At 38.4% G+C, this 25,840-nt stretch carries 23 protein-coding genes and 3 tRNA genes; 18 read left to right on the top strand and 8 right to left on the bottom strand.

The window, feature by feature from the left end:
• Window positions 1-128: 128 nt before the first annotated feature.
• Window positions 129-1,334, bottom strand: coding sequence for a pyridoxal phosphate-dependent aminotransferase (locus tag PMEL_RS11435; protein WP_120175387.1), 1,206 nt, complete (start codon window positions 1,332-1,334; stop codon window positions 129-131).
• Between the two features lie 226 nt (window positions 1,335-1,560).
• Between PMEL_RS11435 and PMEL_RS11430 the strand changes: the two genes are divergently transcribed.
• Window positions 1,561-2,040, top strand: coding sequence for a DUF4494 domain-containing protein (locus PMEL_RS11430; RefSeq protein ID WP_120175386.1), 480 nt, complete (start codon window positions 1,561-1,563; stop codon window positions 2,038-2,040).
• Between the two features lie 33 nt (window positions 2,041-2,073).
• Complete coding sequence (locus tag PMEL_RS11425) at window positions 2,074-2,745, top strand: YggS family pyridoxal phosphate-dependent enzyme (protein WP_120175385.1); 672 nt, start codon at window positions 2,074-2,076, stop codon at window positions 2,743-2,745.
• 221 nt (window positions 2,746-2,966) lie between these two features.
• Here PMEL_RS11425 and hisC read toward each other — a convergent pair whose 3' ends face one another.
• Complete coding sequence (hisC, locus tag PMEL_RS11420) at window positions 2,967-4,016, bottom strand: histidinol-phosphate transaminase (RefSeq protein WP_120175384.1); 1,050 nt, start codon at window positions 4,014-4,016, stop codon at window positions 2,967-2,969.
• A 51-nt stretch (window positions 4,017-4,067) separates the two neighbouring features.
• Complete coding sequence (locus PMEL_RS11415; protein ID WP_120175383.1) at window positions 4,068-4,790, bottom strand: RNA methyltransferase; 723 nt, start codon at window positions 4,788-4,790, stop codon at window positions 4,068-4,070.
• A 282-nt stretch (window positions 4,791-5,072) separates the two neighbouring features.
• Here PMEL_RS11415 and PMEL_RS11405 point away from each other — a divergent pair, with 282 nt between their 5' ends.
• The 12 genes from PMEL_RS11405 to PMEL_RS11345 all read left to right on the top strand — a co-directional run bounded on the left by PMEL_RS11405 (window position 5,073) and on the right by PMEL_RS11345 (window position 16,708).
• Complete coding sequence (locus PMEL_RS11405) at window positions 5,073-7,337, top strand: BamA/TamA family outer membrane protein (protein WP_120175382.1); 2,265 nt, start codon at window positions 5,073-5,075, stop codon at window positions 7,335-7,337.
• 122 nt (window positions 7,338-7,459) lie between these two features.
• A complete protein-coding gene (locus tag PMEL_RS11400) occupies window positions 7,460-8,266 on the top strand; it encodes an MBL fold metallo-hydrolase (protein ID WP_120175381.1) in 807 nt (268 codons plus the stop codon).
• Between the two features lie 198 nt (window positions 8,267-8,464).
• Window positions 8,465-8,629: a rubredoxin gene (gene rd / locus PMEL_RS11395; RefSeq protein ID WP_120175380.1), complete on the top strand. Its 165-nt coding sequence runs from the start codon at window positions 8,465-8,467 to the stop codon at window positions 8,627-8,629.
• Window positions 8,630-9,443: 814 nt separating this feature from the next.
• Window positions 9,444-9,953, top strand: a complete 510-nt coding sequence (locus PMEL_RS11385; protein ID WP_120175378.1) for a DMP19 family protein — start codon at window positions 9,444-9,446, stop codon at window positions 9,951-9,953.
• Window positions 9,946-10,425, top strand: a complete 480-nt coding sequence (gene smpB, locus PMEL_RS11380; protein WP_120175377.1) for an SsrA-binding protein SmpB — start codon at window positions 9,946-9,948, stop codon at window positions 10,423-10,425. The genes PMEL_RS11385 and smpB overlap by 8 nt, the downstream gene beginning before the upstream one ends.
• A gap of 8 nt (window positions 10,426-10,433) precedes the next feature.
• Window positions 10,434-13,181, top strand: a complete 2,748-nt coding sequence (gene metH / locus PMEL_RS11375; protein WP_120175376.1) for a methionine synthase — start codon at window positions 10,434-10,436, stop codon at window positions 13,179-13,181.
• Window positions 13,182-13,456: 275 nt separating this feature from the next.
• Window positions 13,457-14,317, top strand: a complete 861-nt coding sequence (gene map / locus PMEL_RS11370; protein WP_120175375.1) for a type I methionyl aminopeptidase — start codon at window positions 13,457-13,459, stop codon at window positions 14,315-14,317.
• A gap of 36 nt (window positions 14,318-14,353) precedes the next feature.
• Window positions 14,354-15,385: a tRNA (adenosine(37)-N6)-threonylcarbamoyltransferase complex transferase subunit TsaD gene (tsaD, locus tag PMEL_RS11365; protein WP_120175374.1), complete on the top strand. Its 1,032-nt coding sequence runs from the start codon at window positions 14,354-14,356 to the stop codon at window positions 15,383-15,385.
• A 31-nt stretch (window positions 15,386-15,416) separates the two neighbouring features.
• Entirely contained in the window at window positions 15,417-15,920 is a 504-nt protein-coding gene (locus PMEL_RS11360) for a CinA family protein (protein ID WP_120175373.1), read from the top strand.
• Window positions 15,921-16,045: 125 nt separating this feature from the next.
• Window positions 16,046-16,309: a 50S ribosomal protein L28 gene (rpmB, locus tag PMEL_RS11355; RefSeq protein WP_004359782.1), complete on the top strand. Its 264-nt coding sequence runs from the start codon at window positions 16,046-16,048 to the stop codon at window positions 16,307-16,309.
• Window positions 16,310-16,314: 5 nt separating this feature from the next.
• Entirely contained in the window at window positions 16,315-16,503 is a 189-nt protein-coding gene (gene rpmG, locus PMEL_RS11350; RefSeq protein WP_004359784.1) for a 50S ribosomal protein L33, read from the top strand.
• Window positions 16,504-16,549: 46 nt separating this feature from the next.
• The gene (locus tag PMEL_RS11345) at window positions 16,550-16,708 is read left to right on the top strand and encodes a DUF4295 domain-containing protein (RefSeq protein WP_008822410.1); all 159 of its coding nucleotides are present in this window, start codon (window positions 16,550-16,552) and stop codon (window positions 16,706-16,708) included.
• A gap of 457 nt (window positions 16,709-17,165) precedes the next feature.
• On the opposite strand, the gene PMEL_RS11340 is transcribed toward PMEL_RS11345, so the two are convergent.
• The 3 genes from PMEL_RS11340 to PMEL_RS11330 form a co-directional block, all read right to left on the bottom strand.
• Window positions 17,166-17,237: transfer RNA gene (locus PMEL_RS11340), tRNA-Glu, on the bottom strand.
• A 32-nt stretch (window positions 17,238-17,269) separates the two neighbouring features.
• Window positions 17,270-17,341 (bottom strand) — tRNA-Glu (locus PMEL_RS11335).
• Window positions 17,342-17,369: 28 nt separating this feature from the next.
• A tRNA-Ser gene (locus PMEL_RS11330) sits at window positions 17,370-17,456 on the bottom strand.
• Window positions 17,457-17,825: 369 nt separating this feature from the next.
• Between PMEL_RS11330 and PMEL_RS11325 the strand changes: the two genes are divergently transcribed.
• Window positions 17,826-19,247 carry a B12-binding domain-containing radical SAM protein gene (locus PMEL_RS11325; protein WP_120175372.1) on the top strand — a complete coding sequence of 474 codons (1,422 nt, stop codon included), beginning with the start codon at window positions 17,826-17,828 and terminating at the stop codon, window positions 19,245-19,247.
• Window positions 19,248-19,919: 672 nt separating this feature from the next.
• Here PMEL_RS11325 and PMEL_RS11320 read toward each other — a convergent pair.
• Window positions 19,920-20,522, bottom strand: a complete 603-nt coding sequence (locus PMEL_RS11320; RefSeq protein WP_120175371.1) for an OmpH family outer membrane protein — start codon at window positions 20,520-20,522, stop codon at window positions 19,920-19,922.
• Between the two features lie 31 nt (window positions 20,523-20,553).
• Window positions 20,554-20,748, bottom strand: coding sequence for a hypothetical protein (locus PMEL_RS12455; RefSeq protein ID WP_120175557.1), 195 nt, complete (start codon window positions 20,746-20,748; stop codon window positions 20,554-20,556).
• 77 nt (window positions 20,749-20,825) lie between these two features.
• Between PMEL_RS12455 and PMEL_RS11310 the strand changes: the two genes are divergently transcribed.
• The 3 genes from PMEL_RS11310 (at window position 20,826) to mtgA (ending at window position 25,800) form a co-directional block, all read left to right on the top strand.
• Window positions 20,826-22,277, top strand: a complete 1,452-nt coding sequence (locus PMEL_RS11310) for an aminoacyl-histidine dipeptidase (RefSeq protein WP_120175370.1) — start codon at window positions 20,826-20,828, stop codon at window positions 22,275-22,277.
• Window positions 22,278-22,444: 167 nt separating this feature from the next.
• The gene (gene htpG / locus PMEL_RS11305; protein ID WP_120175369.1) at window positions 22,445-24,499 is read left to right on the top strand and encodes a molecular chaperone HtpG; all 2,055 of its coding nucleotides are present in this window, start codon (window positions 22,445-22,447) and stop codon (window positions 24,497-24,499) included.
• Between the two features lie 611 nt (window positions 24,500-25,110).
• Window positions 25,111-25,800, top strand: a complete 690-nt coding sequence (gene mtgA, locus PMEL_RS11300) for a monofunctional biosynthetic peptidoglycan transglycosylase (protein ID WP_120175368.1) — start codon at window positions 25,111-25,113, stop codon at window positions 25,798-25,800.
• Window positions 25,801-25,840: the final 40 nt, after the last annotated feature.

The raw sequence follows: 25,840 nt of genomic DNA, 5'->3' as shown, positions 1-25,840 counted from the left end.
ACAATTATTTACCAATCTTCAGTCCATAATAGTCTCTTAAATAAAATTGAGAAGGGGATTAACGAGAACAAATATCAGTAATCATAATTATGAATTCTGAATCATGAATTGTGAATTATAAACAGACTTTATTCTTCTTCTACACGTCCCGGATAAACCTCCAAAGCTTTTTGAAGAACAATCAAAGCACGCTGTAAGTCTTCACGTTTAAGTACGTAAGCAATGCGGACTTGGTTATGTCCAGCACCTGGTGTAGTATAGAAACCACTGGCAGGTGCCATCATTATCGTTTCACCTTCATAATTAAACTCCTCCAAACACCAACGACAGAACTTATCTGAGTCGTCAACAGGAAGTTTAGCTACAGTATAAAAGGCTCCCATAGGAATAGGAGAGTATACTCCCGGAATACGATTCAACCCATCAATCAGGCATTTACGACGCTCAACATACTCATCATAGACATCACGATAGTAGGATTCAGGTGCATCAAGACTTGCTTCTGCTACAATCTGACCAATGAGTGGGGGAGAGAGGCGTGCCTGACAAAACTTCATCACAGCATTACGAATCTCCTCATTCTTTGTTATTAGCGCACCAATACGAATGCCACACTCACTGTAACGCTTTGATACAGAATCAATAAGTACGGTATTATTCTCTATTCCCTGTAAGTGCATTGCAGAGATATAAGGCGAACCAGTATAGATATACTCACGATAAACCTCATCCGAGAAGAGGTAAAGATCATACTTCTTAACAAGATCTCGAATCTGATTCATCTCCCTTCTTGTATACAGATAACCAGTAGGGTTATTCGGATTACATATCATGATAGCACGTGTCTTCTCGTTGATAAGTTCTTCAAACTTCTCAACCTTAGGCAGTGCAAAACCTTCTTCTATAGAGGTTGCAATTGTCTTTATCTTTGCACCAGCTGATATAGCAAATGCCATGTAGTTGGCGTATGCAGGCTCTGGAACGATGATTTCATCTCCTGGATTTAGACATGCCATAAATGAATAGAGCACAGCTTCAGAACCACCAGCGGTTATGATGATATCGTCTGGTGTAACATTAATATTGAACTTCTCGTAAAAGTCACAGAGTTTTTCCCTATAAGAAAGATAGCCTTGAGATGGTGAGTACTCTAAAAGTTTACGATCAATCTTTTTCAAAGCGTCCAGTCCGCATTGCGGTGTTGGAAGATCAGGTTGACCGATATTCAAATGGTAAACTTTAATACCACGTTTCTTTGCAGCAACGGCAAGTGGAGCCAGTTTTCTAATAGGTGACTCCGGCATTTCAAGTCCACGAACTGATATTTCCGGCATATTGACTTTATTTATTCTCCCGATAATGTATGAGAGTAGAAGATGTCTGCTCTTATATTCTTTACTATGATGCAAAGATAGACATTTTTTTTATTTTAACCGCACTTTTAGCAGATTAACGCAGATTTTTTACTACTTTTGCACATCTATAAAAACCGCCTATTGCTCTTCGCTTTTTCTTTATTTGATAGTTGAAAAGCAGGGCCTAAAAACTTAAAGAATAATTATGAGAAGTAGAACAAGCACTTGGTTTGAAACACGAGTTAGATATGACAAGACCATGGAAGATGGTCAGAACAAGAAAGTCATTGAACAGTATGTGGTTGATGCATTCAGTTTCTCTGAGGCTGAGGAGTTTATCACAGAGGAAATGTCACATTATGTTAGCGGTGAATTTGACGTAAAAGCCATTTCTCCAGCACCATTCGGTGAGATTTTCTTTAGCGATATCGATACTGACGATAAGTGGTTTAAGGCAAAGCTTTCTTTCATCACATTGGACGAAAAAACAGATAAAGCAAAGCGTACTTCAGTAACTTATCTTGTCCAGGCTCATTCTGTAAGCGGTGCAGTTAAGCATGTAGACGAGGTGATGGGGGGTACAATGATTGATTACGAGATTGCTGCTATCACTGAAACAAAGATTATGGATGTCTTTGAGCATCGTGCTGGAAAGAAGAACGATAAGCCAGAGTTCGAGAAGTAAATTAATTAATAGACAAGAAAGAAACTTACAATTATGTATGATGTAGCAAAGAATTTACACGAAGTGCTTGGGAATCTTCCTGATGGTGTGAAGTTGGTTGCCATCAGTAAGTTTCACCCTAACGAATACCTCGAAGCTGCTTATCGTGAAGGGCAACGCATCTTTGGCGAGAGTCAAGTGCAAGAACTTACACAAAAGGTTGAAACGCTTCCCAAAGATATCGAGTGGCATTTTATTGGTCATCTACAAACCAATAAAGTGAAGTATATTGCTTCCTATATCTCTATGGTTGAAGCAGTTGACTCTTTGAAGTTATTGAAGGAAATCAACAAGCATGCAGCGAAGTATGATCGTGTTATCAATGTCCTTCTTGAGCTTCATATTGCAGAAGAGGAAACAAAGTATGGCTTCACTCCTGATGCTTGTCGTGAACTATTGGAGAGTGGTGAGTGGAAAGAGCTTAAGCATGTACATATCTCGGGGTTAATGATGATGGCATCGAATGTTGATGACCGTAATCAGATTAAAAAGGAGATGACAATGGCAGCAGAGCTCTTTGATGAACTGAAAGCAAAGTATTTTGCTGATGATTCAGAGTTCAAGGAGCGTTCATGGGGAATGAGTCATGACTATGACATAGCTGTGGAATGTCGCTCAACGATGGTTCGTGTGGGAACAACTATCTTTGGTCCACGTGTTTATTAACCATCTGCACCATTGGTGTTAACCGTCCGCACCATTGGTGCTGGGGCTCCGCACTATCACAAAAAGGCATTAGAGCCATATCTTATAGTCACCATGAAATAAACAAGACATTGCTAAATTACTTATACGAAGACGTCTTATCGTATAATACTAAACAGAAGTATTTGATTATCTATAAGTTGATGCTGTAATAAGACAACATCAACTTATAGACTTTAAGACTATGTTGTTGGCTTATAATATCTAAGTATTCCAAGGATTTCTGCGTTTTCAGCCTTAGAACCTATTGTTATGCGTAAACAGTTATCGCATAACGATACGTTAGAACAATTCCATACATTGATACCTTTTTCACACAGATAATCATACACACTTTGCGCATCTTTCATCTGAGCTAAGAAAAAGTTGGCATTCGATGGATAAACTTTCTCACAACAAGCTAAACTCGCAAAGGCACTTATCATGCGTTTGCGTTCTAATAAGAGTATCTTTATCCAATCTTCAATATCATAGCGGTGCTTAAGCACATCAATGGCTTGTTCTTGTGTAAGTTGATTGATATGATAAAGACCGCTCACTTTGTTAAATACGTTAATGATAGCTTCTTGCGCATAAACAACACCTAACCGAATTGCAGCACTTGCCCATGCTTTAGAAAAAGTGTTGAGAACTATCATATTAGGAAACTCTGACAAACGCTCTCGGAAGGTTTGTAAACGTGAGAAGTCAGAATAAGCCTCATCAATAACAACAATACCATCAAAACCTTTCAATACCTTCTCAACTTCTTCTACGTTCAATACATTACCACTTGGCGAATTAGGAGAGCAAAGCCAAATCAGCTTAGTATGCTTGTCACAAACGTTAAGTAGAGCGGTAGCATTTAACTGAAAACTATCATCCAAAAGTACAGATCGATACACAATATCGTTTAATATAGCATAACGTTTGTATAGTTCACAGGTTGGCTCAATGGCAACAACATTATCAACCTTGGGCTGGCAGAAGATACGATAGCACATGTCTATCGCCTCTGTAGAGCCATTGCTTAAGAAAATATCCTTAGGTGTAACACCTTTAAGTTTTGCAAGTTCTTCCTTTATCTCTGTCTGATTGTCAGATGGATAACGGTTAAACGGTTTATTATAAGGATTTTCGTTAGCATCAAGCATAATATGTTGAGAATCCCTTACATTCTCTTCAGCTTTGGTTTCAGCGCAAGAGATGAGTTCTCTAATATTTGTTCTGACCAGTTTCTGTAAGTCTATCATATTATGTTTCTTTGTAGGTTGGTAGTTAATTATTTCAAGAAAAACAGCCTTTTATCGTCTTCTGAACTCAGCACAAACAATAGATGTTGCGATGGCTACATTCAAAGATTCTGCCGTTTCACGCTCTGGAGGATAGTTTGGAATCAAAAGTTTTCGATTAATCTTTGTTCTGAGATGGAAAGATATACCTTTTCCCTCATTTCCCATTACAATCATTCCGTGATGAGAGAGTTCTTGACTATAAATGTTATTGCCATCCAAAAGGGTGGCATAGATAGGGTAGTCAGCAGGGAGATGGTCTATCAACTCATTTAAGTTTAAGTAATAAAGTTTTACTCTTGCAATACTTCCCATTGTTGCCTGTACAACCTTTGGATTCCAACAGTCTGCTGTTTCATTTGAACAGAAGATGTTTTCGATTCCAAACCAATCTGCAATTCGAATGATTGTACCCAAATTGCCTGGGTCTTGCACACCATCAAGAGCTAATACAAGTTGATTATCAATATATTTATTGAATAAACTTAAGTAATCATTTGTTAGTTTACAATCTTCTTCTGGCATTCTGAAAATACCCAAAACAGGCTGTGGATGTTGGAGAAAAGAAACCTTTTTGATGTCTTCAATATCTTCCAGAATCTCATCTGCCACAAACCCTTCGTGCAGCAAATCATTGACAACTTTAGGTCCTTCTGCTACAAATAATCCTACTTTCTCTCTTCCTTTTTTAGTCTCAAGAGAATGGATAAGCTTTATCTTATTTTTTGATATCACTTCGCAAATTTACAAAAAACTATCCACTCGTCATCTATTACTTCTTAACTTTTTACTACCTTTGCATAAAATAAGCTACGTTCGGCAAATTGAAAGTCAACTTTCTTTGCGCTCACTTGCATTATTTTTGCATAAAATAAGCTACGTTCGGCAAATTGAAAGTAAATTTTCTTTGCGCTCACTTGCATTATTTTTGCATAAAATAAGCTGCGTTCGGCAAATTGAAATTAAATTTTCTTTGTGCTCACTTGCATTATTTTTAGATTAAAAATTAGGATATCAATGATATTTTCAAAGTTATATAGAATTCTTACACCTACCTTTATCGTTATGATTACGCTTGTAGTCATAGCGTGTTCATCAGATAAGTTTGTTCCTGATGGGCAATATCTTTTGGATAAGGTAGAGCTACGTTCTGACAGAAAGGACGTTAACTCTTCGCTTCTGATGCAGTATGTACGTCAAAAAGGGAACTCACGTTGGTTCTCTCTCTTTAAGATTCCATTAGGAACTTACGCTATGGCGGGAGAAGATACAACGAAATGGATTAACCGTACACTCCGTAGAATGGGAGAGGAACCCGTATTGTATGATTCTGTTCAGGCTCGTCTTTCGTCTGAGGACTTGACGGTTGCAATGCAAAATATGGGTTATATGAATGCAACAGTAGACGTAAGCAAAAAAGTTAAAGGTAAGAAACTTACCCTTAATTACCAGCTTCACCCAGGTGACCCATATATCATTGATCGATTTAACTACGAAATTGAAGATTCAGTTATAAAGAAAGTACTTGCTTCTCACCTCAAAACAGATACTGATCGACCACATCAGTTTACCGTTACATCCTTGGATGACGAGCGTAAAAGGCTTACACATATCTTGAATGACTCTGGTTTCTATAGATTTCATAAGGACTTCATATATTATACTGCAGACTCTACACAAGGTAGACAGCATGTAAACGTGACCTTGCACTTAATGAAATACGTTGAGAATAGCGATGCTGAACCAACGCTACACCCACGCTACGTCATTAATAACGTTAATTTTATTCCAGGAGATTCAACAGGTTTCCATCTTAGAAAGGGAATCTTGGAAGATAACACCCTAATAGAAAAAGGCAAATACTTCTCTGCGACAGACTTACAGAAGACTTATAACAACTTCTCACGTCTTGGTGCAGTACGTTACACAAATATCAATTTTAGGGAAGTTCCTCGCTATGATAGTTTGGTGATAGGTAAGACATTTACCTATACAACATCTTCTACGCATTACTTAGATGCTGATATTCAGGTTTCAAACAATAAACCTAACACAATATCTTTCCAACCAGAAGGAACAAATACAGCGGGTGATTTAGGTGCGGCAGCCGTACTTTCTTATCAGAATAGGAATCTATTTAGAGGTAGTGAACATTTAAGTTTAGAGTTCCGAGCAGCCTTTGAGGCCATTAAAGGCCTTGAAGGCTATAAGAATAGCGACTATGAGGAATATAGTGTACAAGCACATCTGCAGTTCCCTCGCTTCTTGGCCCCATTTATCTCAAAGAACTTTAAAAGAAAGAGTAGTGCAACATCAGAGGTATCTGTGGGATGGAATCTTCAAAACAGACCAGAGTTCCACCGTCGAGTCTTTTCTTCTGCATGGAAATATCATTGGTCAAATCCTGTTCGTCACCTGACATACGACTTTGATCTCCTTAACCTCAGCTACGTATATATGCCGTGGATTAGTGAGACCTTTAAGCATGACTATCTCGACAATGCGACAACTCGCAATGCTATTCTACGTTATAACTATCAAGATTTATTTATCTTGCGCACAGGATTTGGTGTGAATTACAGTGGGGCTAACCAAGCATTCAGAGCAAGAATGGAATTGGCAGGTAACTTATTGAATGGTTTTAGCGGTGTTTTTAACTTCAAGAAGAATAGTGAAGGAAAACGAACACTCTTTAATATTGCCTATGCACAATATGCAAAGTTCGACTTCGATTATACCAAGATACTACGCTTTGACGAGCGTAACTCCTTAGCTTTACATGGTGGCTTGGGTATTGCAATTCCTTATGGAAACAGTACAGTACTTCCATTTGAGAAGCGTTATTTCTCTGGTGGTGCTAACTCTATTCGCGGTTGGAGCGTAAGAGAGTTAGGACCAGGTAAGTTTAAGGGTGTTGATGGTCGAATAGACTTTATCAACCAGACTGGTGATATGAAGCTTGACTTAAATGCGGAGTATCGTACACATCTGTTTTGGAAACTTGATGCAGCAGCTTTTATAGATGCAGGAAACATCTGGACACTGCGTGATTATGCTGACCAACCAGGCGGACAGTTTAATTTCAAAAACTTCTATAACCAAATAGCTGTTGCATACGGACTTGGTTTACGCCTCAATTTCGACTACTTCATACTTCGATTTGATGGTGGTATGAAAGCCATTAATCCTGCATATACAAGTACGGAGGAGCATTATGCTTTATGGCATCCCAATCTAAAGCGAGACTTTACGTTCCATTTCGCCGTAGGACTTCCATTTTAGTCATTTCATAGATACCTTTATATTTAATTATTCCTAAAAGTAGAGTGTATAATAAGGCAAACATAAACAATAATTTTGTCTATCAAAATACTTTTGTTACATTTGCCTAAAATAAGAAAATAATGCTGAGGTTTTTATCTTTCGGCAGTGGTAGTAGTGGTAATTGCTATCTTTTATATACTGACACAGACTGTCTAATGATTGATTGTGGTGTTGGTATTCGTACATTAAAGAAGCATTTCCACAACTATGGTCTGCAATTAAATATGGTTCATAATGTGCTTATCACCCATGATCATGCTGATCATGTGAAGTCGGTTGGCTCTATAAGTGGTGATTTGCAACTACCTGTATATACAACAGAGGATGTTCATAGAGGAATTAGCCAAAACTGGTGTGTAAGACGTAAAGTTGATTCACAATATGTTAGATACTTAAAAAAAGGTGAAAAGATTTCTATCGGTGAATTTAAAGTAACACCTTTCGAGGTCCCCCATGACAGTACCGATTGCGTTGGGTATTCTATAGAATATAATGGAATCCGATTTACATTAATCACTGATTGTGGACATATCACAGATGAGATTGCTCAGTTTATTTCTGTTTCTAATTACTTAGTTATAGAGGCAAACCACGAACCAGAGAAGTTAGCAGCAGGACCATATCCACGACATTTAAAGGAACGTATCAGTGGACCAAATGGTCATCTTAGCAATGAAGCTTGTGCAAAAGCACTTTTAGAGAATGCTTCTCCTGCTTTACACCATGTATGGCTATGCCATTTGAGTGATGAAAACAATCATCCAGAATTGGCTAAAAAGACAATTGAATCTGTTTTACGTGATAGTGGAATTGTTATTGGTAAGGAATTTACACTTGAAGTATTAAAAAGAAAGATACCAAGTGAAATGTACGAATTAAATCCTTAAAGATACTTTTTTCAACAAGTATACAGACATTGTATTTGCATGTAAATCAGAAGATTTTGTATCTATGAGCAATATTAGCACATTAACACAATAGCATTTTTTAACTATTTAATTGTGTAATTATTACAAAATACTTGTAACTTTGCAAACGATATAATTCAAATTAAAATTAATTTTTAACATTATAAACAGAGCATTATGAAGAAGTACGAATGCGTGACATGTGGTTATATTTATGACCCAGAACTCGGTGATCCAGATAGCGGCATTGAGCCAGGTACAGCATTTGAGGATATCCCAGAGGATTGGGTTTGCCCTCTTTGCGGTGTAGGTAAGGATGATTTCACTCCAGTTGAAGAGTAATCAATTTACAACTATAGAATTAAAGCCTGCTCATTTTTATGAGTGGGCTTTTTCTTTATTCAAAAAAGAATATGATTTGAAGACTGGGGAGGATGAATGTATGATTCACATATAGAGATAAGAAATCTTGAATAAGATAAGAAAAAGCAGAAATGATAATATAAGAAAAAACAAAAACCACACTCTTTTGTAATATATTTTCTCATCCTCAATATTAATAGATGCTTAATGGCGTTCTAAATAAGGCTTAATTGCCTTTCAAAAGACGCCCAATTGAAGGGCAACTAACGCCCTTTAAGAAGCCAACTAAGCAACTATTATTTCTCTATTCTCACAACATATTGATTTACTGGATATTATATAGTTTTCCAAAATAGCGTTTTATAATTCATTTTAAACAAAAATAGAGGCTGAAAGTGTAAATATATTTCATTTCGAATAGTATTAAAATTATAAATCATATTCAGTCTAAAATAACATAAGATAAGACTGGAAAAAGTCTAAGAATTCTCTCTTTATATGCTTGTATATAAGCTTATACAAAAGAAATAGCAATTGATAAAGACATAATCAAGAAAAAAAAGTTATCTTTGCAGAAGATAAGCTGCACTCGGCAAATTAGAAGCAAGCTTCTTTTGCGCTCATTTGCATTATCTTTGCAGAAGATAAACTGCACTCGGCAAATTAGAAGCAAGCTTCTTTTGCGCTCATTTGCATTATCTTTGCAGAAGATAAGTTGCATTTGGCATTTTGAAGACCATTTCTCTGCCAGTACTTACATAACCCTTAGAATTGTATAACAAAAGATATAACAATGATTGACGTCAAAGTAAAAGATAGCGATATACGCAAAGCCGTTGAAGAAGGAATGGACAGTTTTGTTCAGGTCTTTGTTGATGCCATTGGCAATGCAATAGATAATAAGCTGACATTGGAGACAATGCAGCAACTAAATGCTGATCAGATAACACTGTTGGCATGGAGTTATCTTCATCAGGAAGTGATGGATGGAGGTTATATCCAATTGATATACAATGGCTATGGAGCATTTATCTTCAAGAACCCTTTTGCAGTTGCTATGCGTAACTGGGGCATTCGAGAGCTATACACACACATTCGTCACGGAAAGAAATACTACGAAAAGTATCGTGAGGCAATTGAAGCTGTTGAGTCTGACGAAGATTTCATGGCTTTATACGAACAGATGCCAGAATTTGACGAGTTTGATGATGAATTTGTGGTCAATGAGGAACGATGGTGTGCAATGATTGCTGCCTACATCGATGACCATATTGAGAATTTTGCAACAATTGAAAATGAATAAGGAACAACAAGAGAAAAGAAAGAAATCGCCTGTTCAGATAAGAAACAAGAAAGCTTCATTCGAATATTTCTTTGTTGACACTTACACTGCAGGTATTGTTCTTACTGGTACTGAGATAAAGTCTATCCGTGCTGGTAAGGCTTCGTTGGTTGATTCTTACTGCTATATAACAAAAGGTGAAATGTGGGTACAGGGGATGAATATATCTCCTTATTTCTATGGGTCGTATGCCAATCATGAGGCAAAACGCCCCCGAAAACTCTTATTAAACCGAAAAGAAATACGCAACCTTGAAGCAGAATCAAAGAACCCAGGCTTCACAATTATTCCAACACTTATCTTCATCGATGAGAACGGACGAGCAAAGGTTGATATTGCGTTAGCAAGGGGTAAGAAAGAATACGACAAGCGTCAAACACTAAAAGAAAAAGAAGACCGACGAGAGATGGATCGGGCAAAGAAACACTATTAAAAAGAGTAATGAAGTTAAGGGATAACATTAAAGATAGAATACTGATTTTAGATGGTGCGATGGGCACTATGATTCAAGGATATAACTTGACGGAGAAAGACTTCCGAGGTAACCTTGAACTTTTACAGATGCTCAATTATCAGGGTAATAATGATATGTTGAATCTATCACGCCCTGATATTATTGAGGATATTCACCGTCGTTATTTAGAGGCTGGAGCTGACATTATCAGTACTAACACATTCTCTGCACAGCGTATTTCGCAAGCGGATTACCACATGGAGAGTTTCTCCCGTGATATTGCCTTTGCAGGAGCAAAGCTTGCACGACAGTGTGCTGATGAATATTCGACTGCAGATAAACCTCGTTTTGTCGCAGGTAGTATTGGTCCGACGAACAAAACTTGTTCGATGTCGCCTGATGTAAGCGACCCTGCTAAGCGTGATCTTACGTATGATGCACTCTTTGATGCTTATAGCGAGCAGGTGGCAGCGATGATAGAAGGGGGTATTGATGCTGTCTTGATTGAGACTATCTTTGATACGCTTAATGCTAAAGTAGCAATTGATGCGTCATTGTCAGAGATGAAGAAGTCGGGTGTTGATTTACCTATTATGCTGTCAGTGACCATTACTGACTTGTCTGGCAGAACGCTTAGTGGTCAGACACTCGATGCTTTCCTTGCGTCAGTATCGTCTTATCCTATCTTTTCTGTTGGTCTTAACTGTTCGTTCGGAGCAGAACAGATGCGCCCTTATTTGAAGGAGTTGGCAGCTAAAGCACCTTATTATATAAGCATTCATCCCAATGCAGGTTTGCCTAACTCAATGGGAGAATACGATGAAACAGCAGAAATCATGGTTCCACAAATGGCTTCATTTGTAGATGAAGGTCTGGTAAATATCATTGGTGGCTGTTGTGGAACAACGGAAGAGTTCATTGCTGGCTACGTAAAGGTTGTTGAGGGAAAGAAACCTCATATACCTGTTGATGCACCAAAGGAGATGATTCTCTCTGGACTTGAGCAGTTCCGATTGACTCCAGAAATATCATTTGTAAACGTTGGTGAGCGTTGTAATGTTGCAGGAAGCCGTAAGTTCCTTCGCTTAGTCAAAGAGAAGAACTATGAAGAGGCTTTGACAATTGCTCGTAAACAGGTAGATGATGGTGCATTAGTATTGGATATCAACATGGACGACGGTTTATTGGAGTCGAAAGATGAGATGGCTCATTTTGTCAATATGATTTCATCAGAACCTGAGATTGCCCGTGTTCCACTGATGATTGATTCATCTGATTGGGAGGTAGTTGTATCTGCTTTGAAGTGTGTACAAGGTAAGGCTATTGTCAACTCTATTTCTTTGAAAGAAGGTGAAGAAGCCTTTATCCAGCATGCAAAGGATGTACTGCGCTTTGGTGCAGCTGTTGTTGTAATGTGCTTTGATGAAGAAGGACAAGCAACAAGCTACGAGCGTCGTATTGAAATAGCTAATAGGGCTTATAAAATTCTTACCGAGAAAGTGGCTTTCCCACCTCAGGACATTATCTTCGACCCAAATATCCTTGCTATTTGTACGGGTATGAAGGAGCATAATAACTATGCGGTCGACTTCATTCGTGCTACGGAATGGATTAAGAAGAATCTACCAGGCGCACACGTTAGCGGTGGTGTGAGTAACCTTTCGTTCAGTTTCCGTGGTAACAACTATATCCGTGAGGCTATGCACGCCGTATTCCTTTATCATGCCATTCAGGTGGGTATGGACTTTGGTATTGTCAATCCAGCTACCAAAGTAACATACGCTGATATACCAGAAGACCATTTGAAGATAATTGAAGACGTTGTTTTAGATAGGGTAGAGGGAGCCGACGAACTACTGATAGAATTAGCTAACAAGATTCTTGAGGAAAAAGAAGCACAAAAGAATGGCGGTGCTACGCAAGAAGTAGCACAGGAAGCATGGCGTAATGATGCGTTGGAAGACAGATTAAAATATGCATTGCGTAAGGGTATTTCAACCTATTTGAATGAGGATATTCACGAAGCATTGGAGAAGTATCCGCATGCTGTGAATATTATTGAAGGTCCTCTGATGGAGGGTATGAACGAAGTAGGCGATTTATTTGGTGCAGGTAAGATGTTCTTGCCTCAGGTTGTCAAGACTGCTCGTACAATGAAAGACGCTGTAGCAATTCTTCAGCCTTATATTGAAAAGGAGAAGGTTGATGGTAAGGCTATTGCTGGAAAAGTGCTTTTAGCTACTGTAAAGGGTGATGTTCACGATATTGGAAAGAATATCGTGGGTGTCGTGATGGCTTGTAACAACTATGAAGTCATAGATTTGGGCGTTATGGTGCCAGCTGACCAGATTATCAAGAAAGCTAAGGAAGAAAATGTTGACTTGATTGGATTGTCTGGCCTCATTACACCAAGTCTTCAGGAGATGGTTAATAGTGTTGTAGCTTTTAAGGAAGCAGGACTGAATATTCCTGTTATGATTGGTGGCGCAACAACGTCTCAACTTCATGTTGCACTGAAGATTGCTCCGTTATATGATGCCCCAGTTGTATGGGTTAAAGACGCTTCTGTCAATCCTTCCATAGCATCCTTATTGCTCAATGATAAAGAGCGTGGACATTTCTGTGAGGAATTAGACGAAAAATACGAAAAGCTAAGAGCTGGTTATAAGGAGCAACAACAAAAGGTATTGTCTTTGAGTAAGGCAAGAGAGAATAAACTCAACCTTTTTGATTGATAAAGAAAGGCTTGACAAAAAGAAGTATTACCAGTTATTGGCAAAGATTCTTCTGATGAGATTTATATATGATAAGTACCAATTGCTTGATTCGATTTAAGTAGACTATTATACGATATATCAAATAAGACTCTTCTGTAAGAAAGGACTTGATTTATTTTGTTTTGTCTTTGAATTATAGTACTTTTGCAGAAACTAAGCAGCACTTCGCAAAATGAAAACTTGTTTTCTTGCGTTTAACTGCTTAATTCTTGCAAAAAGATAAAATTGACGATATGCAGTTGAAAAAGAAAAGGTGGCATTGTCTTCCAGGACAGGAGCCAACCGAAATGGACTTAAAGATAATGGCTCTTGAGAAGAAGGGCAAACTCGTTCCTACACGTGATATGATTAAGACACCTGAGCAGATTGAAGGTATCCGAAAGAGTGGTATCGTCAATACTGGCTGCTTGGATGCTGTTGCTGAGGCTATCCACGCAGGAATGAATACACAGGAGATTGATGATATCTGTATGCAGTATTGCAAGGACCATAATGCAATCCCTGCCTGCTTGAACTATGAGGGATATCCAAAGAGTGTATGTACAAGTATCAATGAAGTTGTGTGTCATGGTGTTCCAAAGAAAGAAGATGTTCTTCAAGAAGGAGATATCATCAATGTTGATATGACAACGATTGTAGATGGCTATTATGCAGATGCAAGTCGTATGTTCATCATTGGAAAGACAACACCTGAGAAGGAACGTTTGGTACGTGTAGCGAAGGAATGCCTTGAGATAGGTGCCGAAGCAGCTAAGCCTTATTCCTTTGTAGGTGACATCGGTCATGCTATTCAGAAGCATGCAGAGAAGAATGGCTATGGTGTTGTACGTGACCTCTGTGGTCATGGTGTGGGTATCGAGTTCCACGAACAGCCAGACATTGTTCACTATGGTCATAGAGGTACTGGTATGTTACTGGTTCCTGGTATGGTATTTACCATTGAACCAATGATTAATATGGGTACATGGAAAGTCTTCATTGATGCTGACGACCCGTATGGTTGGGAGGTTATCACAGGAGACGAAAAGCCTTCAGCTCAGTGGGAGCATACTTTCGTTATGACTGAACATGGATTAGAGATTCTGACACATTAATGTCTGATATTCTTTTAGGAGAGAATCTAACTGAAAATGGAAAAAGAAGATATTTATATATTAGGTATAGAAAGCAGTTGTGATGACACAAGTGCTGCCGTATTGAGGAATGGTGTAATCCTCAGTAATGTAACAGCCTCACAGGAGGTGCATAAAGCTTACGGAGGAGTTGTTCCTGAGCTTGCATCAAGAGCGCACCAGCAGAACGTAGTTCCTGTTGTTGATCAAGCATTGAAGCGTGCGGGTATTACTAAAGAACAACTTTCAGCCATAGCCTTTACACGTGGTCCTGGATTGATGGGTAGTCTTTTGGTTGGTGTAAACTTTGCAAAAGGTTTTGCTCGTTCATTGAATATCCCAATGATTGAGGTAAACCATTTGCAGGGTCATGTCATGGCTCACTTTATCAAGGAAAGCGATGACGACAACCACATGCCTCCATTCCCATTCCTTTGTCTCTTGGTATCTGGTGGTAATTCCCAGATTGTTAAGGTGAATGCCTATAACGATATGGAAGTACTTGGTCAGACTATTGACGATGCTGCTGGTGAGGCTATTGACAAGTGTTCAAAGGTAATGGGACTCGGCTATCCTGGTGGTCCAATCATTGATAGGCTTGCACGCCAAGGTAATCCTTTGGCTTATAAGTTTGCAGAGCCAAATGTTGCTGGTTTTGATTACTCTTTCTCTGGTCTTAAGACATCATTCTTATATAATATGAGAAAATGGGTAGAGGAAGACCCTGATTTCATAGAGCATCATAAAGAAGACATTGCAGCCAGCCTTGAGCATGCAATTGTTAGTATATTGATGAAGAAGTTACGCTTAGCTGTTAAAGAGACTGGTATTAAACATGTAGCAGTTGCAGGTGGCGTATCGGCTAATAATGGTCTTCGTAATGCGTTCCATGACCATGCAGAGCGTTATGGTTGGACGATTTACATACCAAAGTTTAGCTATACGACAGACAATGCAGCAATGATTGCCAGTGTAGGTAACTTCAAGTATCAAGACAAAGACTTTACACAGATGGATATCCCTGTGTTTAGCAAAGTAACTTTTGAATAATTAAACAATCCCCCCTAATAAGAGTAAGATTATGGATTTTGAAAGTAAGATAATATCACGTCAGATTGGTGACATCCTTTATGCTTCAGGTTACACAATTGGAACAGCAGAAAGCTGCACAGGTGGTCGTATCAGTGAAGCGATAATGGCTATCCCAGGATCATCTAATTATTATAAAGGAGGAGTAGTTGCTTATACGGATGAAGTAAAGGAGAAACTACTTGGCGTATCTCATGAAATACTTGAGGAGAAAAGTGCAGTATCAGAGGAGGTTGCACGTGAGATGGTATTAGGCACTATAAAAACTATTGGAGTAGACTTTGCCATTGCATCTACAGGAGTAGCCGGCCCTGGAGGCGGTACAGCAGAACATCCAGTGGGTACTATTTGGTTGGCATATGGCAACAAAGATGAGGTAAGAACATTTAAGTTAACCGAAGACTTCGGACGTGACATAAATCTTGCCATTGCAACAAACAAAGCAATCCGTCTATTCCTTGATTTCCTAAAAGAATTAGATATTAAGTCCGAATAAACTCGCAAAAAAGCTTAAAAGCAACAATTATTGTAGTAAAAGTTTTGCTTATTTGAAACTTTTTTGTAATTTTGCACCCTGTTTGGAATAGGTATCAATTAACGAATCACAAAACAAAGATAGAAATGTCTAAGATTTGTCAAATCACAGGAAAGAAGGCACAGATAGGTTGTAACGTGTCTCACTCAAAGCACCGTACAAAGAGAAGCTTTGATGTTAACCTCTTCAGCAAGAAGTTCTACTATGTAGAGGAGGCTTGCTGGATTCAGCTGAAGATTAGTGCTGCTGGTCTTCGTCTAATTAACAAGGTAGGTCTTGATGCAGCACTCAAGCAGGCTGTTTCTAAGGGTTATGTTGACTGGAAGGACATTAAGGTAATAGGAGACTAAATATCATGGCAAAGAAAGCTAAAGGAAACAGAGTCCAAGTTATCTTGGAATGTACCGAGATGAAGAACAGCGGTGTAGCTGGTACAAGTCGTTACGTAACTACAAAGAACCGTAAGAATACTCCAGAGCGTCTTGAGCTCATGAAGTATAATCCTGTTCTGAAGAAGGTTACCCTTCACAAGGAGATTAAGTAAGCTCGCTAAAAAGAGTAGTATAGTTAATAGTTAAAATTAATAGACTATGGCAAAGAAAGCGGTCGCTACCCTCCACGAAGGTTCTACGGATGGTCGCGCATATTCAAAAGTTATCAAGATGGTAAAGAGCCCAAAGACTGGTGCTTACATCTTCGATGAGCAGATGGTCCCAAATGAGGCTGTCAAGGATTTCTTTAAGAATTAATTCTATAAAGATAAAATCAATAAAAGGCTATAGGTTTTCCTATAGCCTTTATTTGTTTTTTACATACCCTTAGCTTAACCCACACACGATAGACTGCCAAAGATTAAACTTACAAGCCAATAGAGTAGGATAGCAGCTTAGAACCTCAAATATACACTCTAAGAGCATCTACACTTACCCACAAGCATACATTTTAAGCATACAAGATAACTTTTACTAAAGATTGAAGATTTAATTTTGTTTTATACACACATCTTACAAGAATATTTTTTGTTTCATTTTACTGTCACTTTTAACATTTCATTTATTCTACTGTAAACAAACAAGTTAAGTACTCACAACAAATGACAGAAGTGACAGCAAATTTAATTTAACATACCCACCTGGCGCAATCTGCAAAAACAAATAAGCATATAAAACAAAAAAAGTTCAGCCATTAAGCTAAACTTTCTTTTTGTAGTCGATAGGGGAATCGAACCCCTATGCCAAGATTGAGAATCTTGTATCCTAACCATTAGATGAATCGACCAAAATAAGGTTTTCCTATAGAAGGATGATTTGTAGTCGATAGGGGAATCGAACCCCTATGCCAAGATTGAGAATCTTGTATCCTAACCATTAGATGAATCGACCAAATTGCATTTGAGATTATGAGATAAAGCGGAAGGAGGGGGATTCGAACCCCCGGTACGCGGACGCGCACGGCAGTTTAGCAAACTGCTGGTTTCAGCCACTCACCCATCCTTCCAAGATGGCTTACAACCGAATTACCAAGCATTATCTCAAATGCGAGTGCAAAGATAGTACTTTATTTTCATACCTCAAAATTTTTCGTTGTCTTTTTCTTTTATTCTATAAAAAAACACATTTATTTCAAGAAGTTTGTTGTTAGAAAGAGAATTTATCTCTATCTTATTAATAAAAATATAAGTACAACCTTATCCAATTGAGTTTTCTTGAAAAAAGTTTGCATATATGAAAAGTAATGGCGACTTTTGTATAATATATTAAATAAGAACTATAGTTTTGACTTTAAAATTTATGTATTGATTAGCTTTAGCTAATTAATCACCTCGTTAAGATAATATTGTGTCATGAAGAATAAAGACTTAACAGTATGAAGGTAAAAATGATATTACCAGCTTTGCAAGAGGCAGAAAGCCCTTATTGGCGACCTATCAAATACTCGCTTTTCCCACCTTTGGGGCTGGCAACACTTGCAGCCTATTTCTCTGATAATGATGAAGTAGAGATACAGGATCAACACATTGAGCAACTTAAGTTGAATGATACTCCAGATTTGGTTTGTATTCAAGTCTACATTACTAATGCTTATAGGGCTTACAAGATTGCTGATGAATATAGAAAAAAAGGAGTATATGTCGTTATGGGAGGACTTCACGTTACAAGTCTTCCTGACGAAGCGGCACAACACGCAGACACACTAATATTAGGACCAGGGGAAGAAGCATTCCCACGATTCATCAAAGACTTGCGCGAAGGACACCCTCAAAAACGGTATATGGCAAGTTGGAGAAGTATTGAAAACATTCCTCCTGTACGCCGTGATCTTATTAAAAGAGAGAAGTATTTAGTACCTAACTCGCTTGTTGTTTCCCGTGGTTGTCCCCACCATTGTGACTTTTGCTATAAGGACGCCTTCTATAGTGAAGGTAAATCGTTTTACACTCGGAAAGTAGACGATGCCTTAGCTGAAATCGATAGCCTTCCTGGCAGACACCTTTATTTTCTTGACGATCATCTCTTAGGTAATTCTCATTTCGCATCAGAACTATTTGAGGGTATGCGTGGCATGGGTAGAGTTTTTCAGAGTGCCTCTACAGTTGCAGCAGTGCTCAATGGTAATTTGATAGAAAAAGCTGCCGAGGCAGGATTGCGGAGTTTGTTTTTAGGTTTTGAGACATTTTCTCCAGACAATCTTCGTTCAAGTAACAAACTACAAAACTTATCGAAAGATTATGTAGCAGCTGTTGAACGCCTGCATAGTCTTGGTATTATGATTAACGGAAGTTTTGTTTTTGGTCTTGATCATGATGATAAAGATGTATTTCAAAGAACTGTTGATTGGGGGATTGAACATAGCATAACAACAGCAACCTTCCATATTCTAACTCCTTATCCAGGAACGCGTCTGTTTCAACAGATGGAACGAGATGGACGTATTACGTCTTATGACTGGAGCAAGTATGATACCCGAACGGTTGTGTACAAAACATTGGGATTAACAGCAGAGGAGTTAAAACAAGGCTACGAGTGGGCTTATCGTAACTTCTATTCATGGAGTAATATTTTTAAGGCAAGCTTTGGGCACGATAATATAAAGCAGCAATTGGCTCATCTCTTTTATATGGGAGGGTGGAAGAAGTTTGAACCTTTTTGGAATTTTATGATTCAATATGGTAACCTCAATCGTATGTTACCCGTGCTGGAGAATCTATTGGCCAATACAAATGGGAATATAACAAAGAGTAAAATGTCAAGACAAGGTATAGAACTTGTTAAAAAGACCGCATTATAAAAACCTGCAATTCAAAATATAAAAAGATTATGAGGAAGAAGATTTTATCTTTTTACTACTGTTCATGGCTATCTTAGGCTTTGCAACATAATAGTATCGTTTATTTAGTATCTTGCTACTACTTTTTGATGAAAAAGAAAAACAATACATGTTGATACGTCAAAAAGAATAATAGCTTTTCTCAACTATGAGTTAAAATTGAAATAAATCATTAATTATAGCAACACCATAATCATTAAACAATACACTCGCAAATATTGAATCTATTTAGACAAGTAAACAACTTAATCAAAGAGATTATTTTTAATTTGTGATAGTCTTCTACTTTTCTAACAACAAGTTGAATACAACAAAGCCTTATTTGCAAGGTATTAAATGCTCAACACGATTGGTGCTTACCATCAACACGATATGTGCGGAGCATCAACACGATATGTGCGAAGCATCAACACAACTGCAAAAAGATGAAATATAGGCTTATAATAGTTGTTAACATCTGTAAAAAGAATGGTATATCAAACTTAAACGAAAGAAGATTATTAGAAAGTGCTATACAAAACAAGAAACTAAACTTTATCTCTTTCTATGATACTATTCTATAAAAACAAAACCAGCCGTAAATTACGACTGGTTTTATTATATCTATTTAATAAGTAACTGTGAACCCACAAATTACTTCTTCATACCCTTGTAAGCCTGGTTCATTCCTTTAACAACATCCTCTGTAATATTGTAAGCAGGATCAGCATAAAGGATATTATCACCACTCTTAGCAAGAATGATACTATACTTCTTATCCTTATTATACTCCTTCAGATAGTTATGCACGCTGTCAGAGAGAGCTTTGTTATACTTAGCAACCTCGTTCTGATACTCAGCACCAAGACGCTGCTGCAATGCATCAGCATCCTGAGCCTGCTTCTGAATGCTTGCCTGAATCTGCTGAGCCTGTGCCTGTGTGTACTTATTTGCCTGAATATTCTGCTGGAAGTTAGCAGCAGCTGCCTGAATAGCCTTCTGCTTGCCAGCCAATGTACGCTGAATATTAGCCTCCTTAGCCTTTACAAGTTTAGTTACATCCTTCCAATAAGTATACTGGCTCATGATAGAGTCAATCTCTACATAAGCTACTTTCTGACTATTTGCAGCTGGAGCAGCTGTAGAAGTTTCAGCCTTGCTTGCAGTTGTGTCATTCTTCACTGGCTGATTGTTACATGCAACAAAAGCGAATGCTGCCATTGCAAGCACTGCCATTTTGCTAAATGATTTCTTCATTTCTATTGTATTTAATTAATTATTTCTTACTCTAATATGCTTTATTCTCAATTCGAGCTTCCTTGTCCTGGTCGATAACACAATGGATTCCTTTCTCCTTTAGATAAGCATTATCCGATATATGTTGCGACTGGAATTCTCCGCCTTTCTTGAATAACACACGCACTCCGAGAAGCAACATGGCTATAGCAATTATTAACAATGTTAACAATAAAGTTACAAACATTTTCTTTATCTTTGCATTTATATTGACCGCAAAGGTAATATAAAACAGCAAGATTACAAAAAAAAATATTATTAAAAATGGCAAATGTAGAATTAAAACCTGCTTGTGTCTTTGAGCAGTTCGCTAAAATCAATCAAATACCACGCCCATCTAAGCATGAAGAGCAGATGATTAGTTATTTACAAGAGTTTGCTAAGGAGCGCAATCTTGAAGTAAAGGTTGACAAAGTTGGCAATGTACTTATCTCTAAGCCTGCAACAAAAGGTATGGAGAATGTACCAACTGTTGTTCTCCAGAGCCACATGGACATGGTATGTGACAAACTCGTTGATATAGAATTTGATTTCCATAAGGATGCTATTCAGACCTATGTTGATGGCGAGTGGCTTCATGCAAAGGGTACAACACTCGGTGCTGATGATGGTATTGGTATGGCTTATGAGTTGGCTATCCTTGACTCTAATGATATTGAGCACGGACCTATCGAATGTCTCTTTACACGTGATGAAGAAACAGGCCTAACTGGTGCTTTCGGCTTAGAGGCTGGTTTCATGACAGGAAACTATCTCATCAACCTTGATTCTGAAGATGAAGGTCAAATCTTTGTAAGTTGTGCGGGGGGTAATAGTACAACAGCGGTATTCAACTTTGAGCGTGAGAATGCACCAGAGGGTTATTTCTTTATGGAAGCAAGTTTGAAGGGTCTTGTTGGCGGTCACTCTGGTGATGACATCAATAAGAAACGTGCTAATGCTATCAAACTCCTTGCTCGTTTCCTCTATGCGGAGCAGGCTAAGATGGACCTTCGTTTGAGCTATTGGAATTCAGGTAAGTTACACAATGCTATCCCACGTGATGGTAAGGTGCTCTTCGCTGTTCCTTCAGCTAACAAAGAGACTGTTAAGGCAGATTGGAATATCTTTAGTGCAGAGGTGGAGGACGAGTTCCATGTTACAGACACAGCAATGGTATGGAACCTTGAGAGTGCAGATGCCGCTCCAGTTATGCCAAAGCAGATTTCACACAACGTTATCCTTGCTTTGCAGGCACTTGACAATGGTCCATTGACTAATTGTCAGGATGAAGCCTTGGCTTACATGGTTGAAACATCAAGCAATGTTGCAAGCATACAGACAGAGGAGAATAAATTAACAGTTGTCTCTTCACAGCGTTCAAACGTAATGAGCAACTTGGCAAATATGACCAACACTGTTCGTGCATGTTTTGAGTTGGCTGGTGCAGAGATTGTTGTTGATGACAGCTATCCTGCATGGAAGATGAATCCTAACTCAGAGTTAGTACACGTTGCTGTTGAACAGTACAAGAATATCTTTGGTAAGGAACCACTTGTTCTTGGTATTCATGCTGGTCTTGAGTGCGGTCTCTTCTCTGAGAAATATCCACATTTAGATATGATTAGCTTTGGTCCAACACTTCGTTATGTCCATACACCAGACGAGTGCCTCCTTATACCTACTGTTCAAATGGTATGGGATCATCTCCTTGCTGTCCTTAAGAATATCAAGTAAAAGGAAATAGCAATAACATAAATTATACGCCATCTTGCTCTTTTGAACAAGATGGCATTTTTATTTCTATTATTGTATATTGGCTTATGTAATATATGTTCTCTTATCATGGCACGGAGTTTGTTATATACAACAAAGAAAATTGAAAACAATTAAATTATATTGCTATGCAAAAAGGAAATATCGGGGTTACAACTGAGAACATCTTCCCCGTTATCAAAAAGTTCTTATATTCAGATCATGACATCTTCTTGCGTGAGATGGTGTCAAATGCTGTTGATGCTACTCAGAAACTGAAGACCCTTTCTGCAACAGGTGACTTCAAAGGCGAGTTGGGTGATTTGAGTGTTCGTGTTAGTTTAGATGAAAAGGCAGGGACATTGACTATCAGCGACCGTGGTATCGGTATGACCGCAGAGGAGATAGAAAAGTACATTAACCAGATTGCATTCTCTGGTGTCAATGACTTCCTTGAGAAGTATCAGGACAAGGCAGAGGCTATAATCGGTCATTTTGGTCTTGGATTCTATTCTTCTTTCATGGTGGCTAAGAAGGTTGAGATTATTACAAAGAGCTATAAAGAGGGTAGCAAGGCTGTGAAATGGAGCTGTGATGGTAGCCCAGAATATACACTTGAAGACGCTGAGAAGGAAGATCGTGGTAGCGATATTGTTCTTTATATCGACGATGATTGCAAGGAATTCCTGCAGAAATCAAAGATTGAAGAACTGCTAAACAAGTATTGTAAGTTTATGGCAGTTCCTGTTGTCTTTGGTAAGAAGACTGAGTGGAAAGACGGAAAAATGGTTGACACAGAGGAAGATAATGTTATCAATAGCGTTGAACCTTTGTGGGTAAAGGCTCCATCTGGACTGAAAGATGAAGACTACAAGAGCTTCTATCGTACTCTCTTTCCAATGAATGACGAACCATTGTTCTGGATTCATCTGAACGTTGACTACCCATTCAACCTCACGGGTATTCTTTATTTCCCACGTGTTAAGAATAATATCGAACTGCAACGTAATAAGATTCAGCTCTATAGCAATCAGGTATTCGTGACCGATCAGGTTGAGGGTATTGTACCAGAGTTCCTCACATTGCTTCATGGTGTTATTGATTCTCCAGATATTCCTCTGAACGTGAGCCGTAGCTACTTACAAAGTGATGCGAATGTGAAGAAGATTGCAACTTATATCACTAAGAAAGTTGCGGACAGACTACAGAGTATTTTCAAGGAAAATCGTAAGGAGTTTGAGGAGAAATGGGATGATCTAAAGCTCTTCATCAACTACGGAATGCTTTCTGAATCAGATTTCTACGAGCGTGCAAAGGACTTCTCTCTTATCAAGGATACCGAAGGTAAGTACTTTACCTTTGAGGAGTATAACACACTCGTTAAGGACAATCAGACCGACAAGGAGGGTTATCTTGTAAACCTTTATACAAGTAACAAGGAAGAGCAATACAGCTATATTGAGGCTGCAAAGCAGAAGGGTTATAGTGTTATTGATGCAAGCGGACAATTGGATGTACCATTGCTTTCAATGCTTGAGCAGAAGCAGGAGAAGACACGCTACGTACGTGTTGACTCTGATATCGTTGACCGTATTATTCAAAAGGAGGATACTCCAAAGAATAATCTGTCAGCAGATGAAACTGACAATTTGTCAGAGGCTTTCCGTTCACAGATTCCTGCTATCGAAAAAGCAGACTTCACAGTTGACGTACAGTCACTCGGAGAATCTTTCCAGCCAGTTCTTGTAACACAGAACGAGTATATGCGCCGTATGAAGGAGATGAGTCAGTTCCAGCAGGGAATGGGTTTCTATGCTCAGCTGCCTGATTCTTATAACCTCGTTCTTAATGCTGACCACCCATTAGTAAAGAAGGTTCTTGACGATGTCACTGCTAACACTGCAGAGGAATTGAAGCCTATAGCAAGCGAGCTAAAGGGACAGGAGGCACGTTTGGCAGCTTTGCATCAGTCACAAGATAGCAAGAAAGCTGAGGAACTGACACAGGAGGAGAAGGACGATATGCAGAATACTCAGAAGACTGTTTCTGAACTTCAGGACAAGAAGAAAGCTATTGTTGCAGCATACGCTAAGGGTAATGATATTGTTCATCAACTCATCGACTTGGCATTGCTACAAAATGGTATGCTTCAGGGTGCAGCACTCGATAAGTTCCTTAAGCGTTCTATCAGTCTGATTAAGTAAATATAAAGTAGCTATCCTACTTATATACACAAAGTAATTAAAAGGTTCTTCCGTTAAATGCGTAGACGCTTATTTTATAGGCGTATATCTTTAATGGAGGGATCTTTTCTTTTTACACCTCGAAAAACATATCTTCAACTATGAAAAATTAATTACATAAATCCAAATAAAAATCCTCAAATAATGGCAAAAACAACCTATCACGAGTAGGTTTATAACCTTCAATGAATCAACAAGTTACAAAACAGCAAAAGTAAAGATGCCTAATTGGGCTTCAAAAGGGCGTTAGTAACACTTCAAAAGAGCACCTATTGGAAGTCAATTAGGCGTCTTTTAGAAGCTAAAAGAGCATGTGTGGACTTTGAAAGATTGGAAAAATATTTACATTCCTCTATAAACAAAGCGAGGAATTACTTGTAAAAATAAAAAGATATGCTAATAGACTAACTTCAGTTTTAACTTCTATGGGAATATTTACTGGATAGCAATAAATAGCTTGTTTGTCTTATTTATTAGAATTTTCATGCTGGTTTTAGAGAGGAAAAAACTTCTTCTTCCCGCTTGCTATCAAATAAGATTTAGTACCTTTGCAAATAATTAACTCATTAACTATGTTCAAGAAGATTTTTAAAGTGATAAGATGGGTATTATCCCTAACCTTCATCTCCACAATATTGGCGGTAGTAGTCTATCGCTTTATCCCTGTATACTTTACCCCTCTGATGATTAGCCGTTGCTTTGAGCAGATTGGTAAAGGAGAATCTGTGAAACTATACCATGAATGGATTCCATTAGAGAAAATGCCAAAATCAATGCCTGTAGCGGTAATGGCAAGTGAGGACCAGCGTTTTCTTACACATCATGGTTTTGACTATCAGGCTATTGAGAAAGCAGCCGAAGACCACCTAAAAAAAGGTAAGAAGCTACGTGGTGGCTCTACAATCTCTCAGCAAACGGCAAAGAATGTCTTTCTGTGGCAGGGACGCTCGTGGATAAGAAAAGGATTAGAGGTTTATTTCACTTTCCTCATAGAAACACTATGGAGCAAACAGCGTATCATGGAGGTTTATCTAAACTCTATTGAGATGGGCGATGGAATCTATGGTGTTGAAGCATGCGCTGAACAGAATTTCGGTATGGAGGCAAGCCAACTTAGTCGAAGAGATTGTGCACTCATAGCAGCGACATTACCTAACCCACGCCGCTTCTCCTCAAAGAACCCTGGACCTTATATGCGCAAGAGAATAGGACAGATTGAACACCAGATGACTTTTATGCCTGCTTTCCCAAAAGAGCATTAAAATATCTGTATATTAGTCTATTAAACAATTCTGTTCGACA

The organism is Prevotella melaninogenica (assembly GCF_003609775.1).
Lineage (GTDB): Bacteria > Bacteroidota > Bacteroidia > Bacteroidales > Bacteroidaceae > Prevotella > Prevotella melaninogenica_A.
This window is presented reverse-complemented; position numbering and strand designations above follow the sequence as displayed.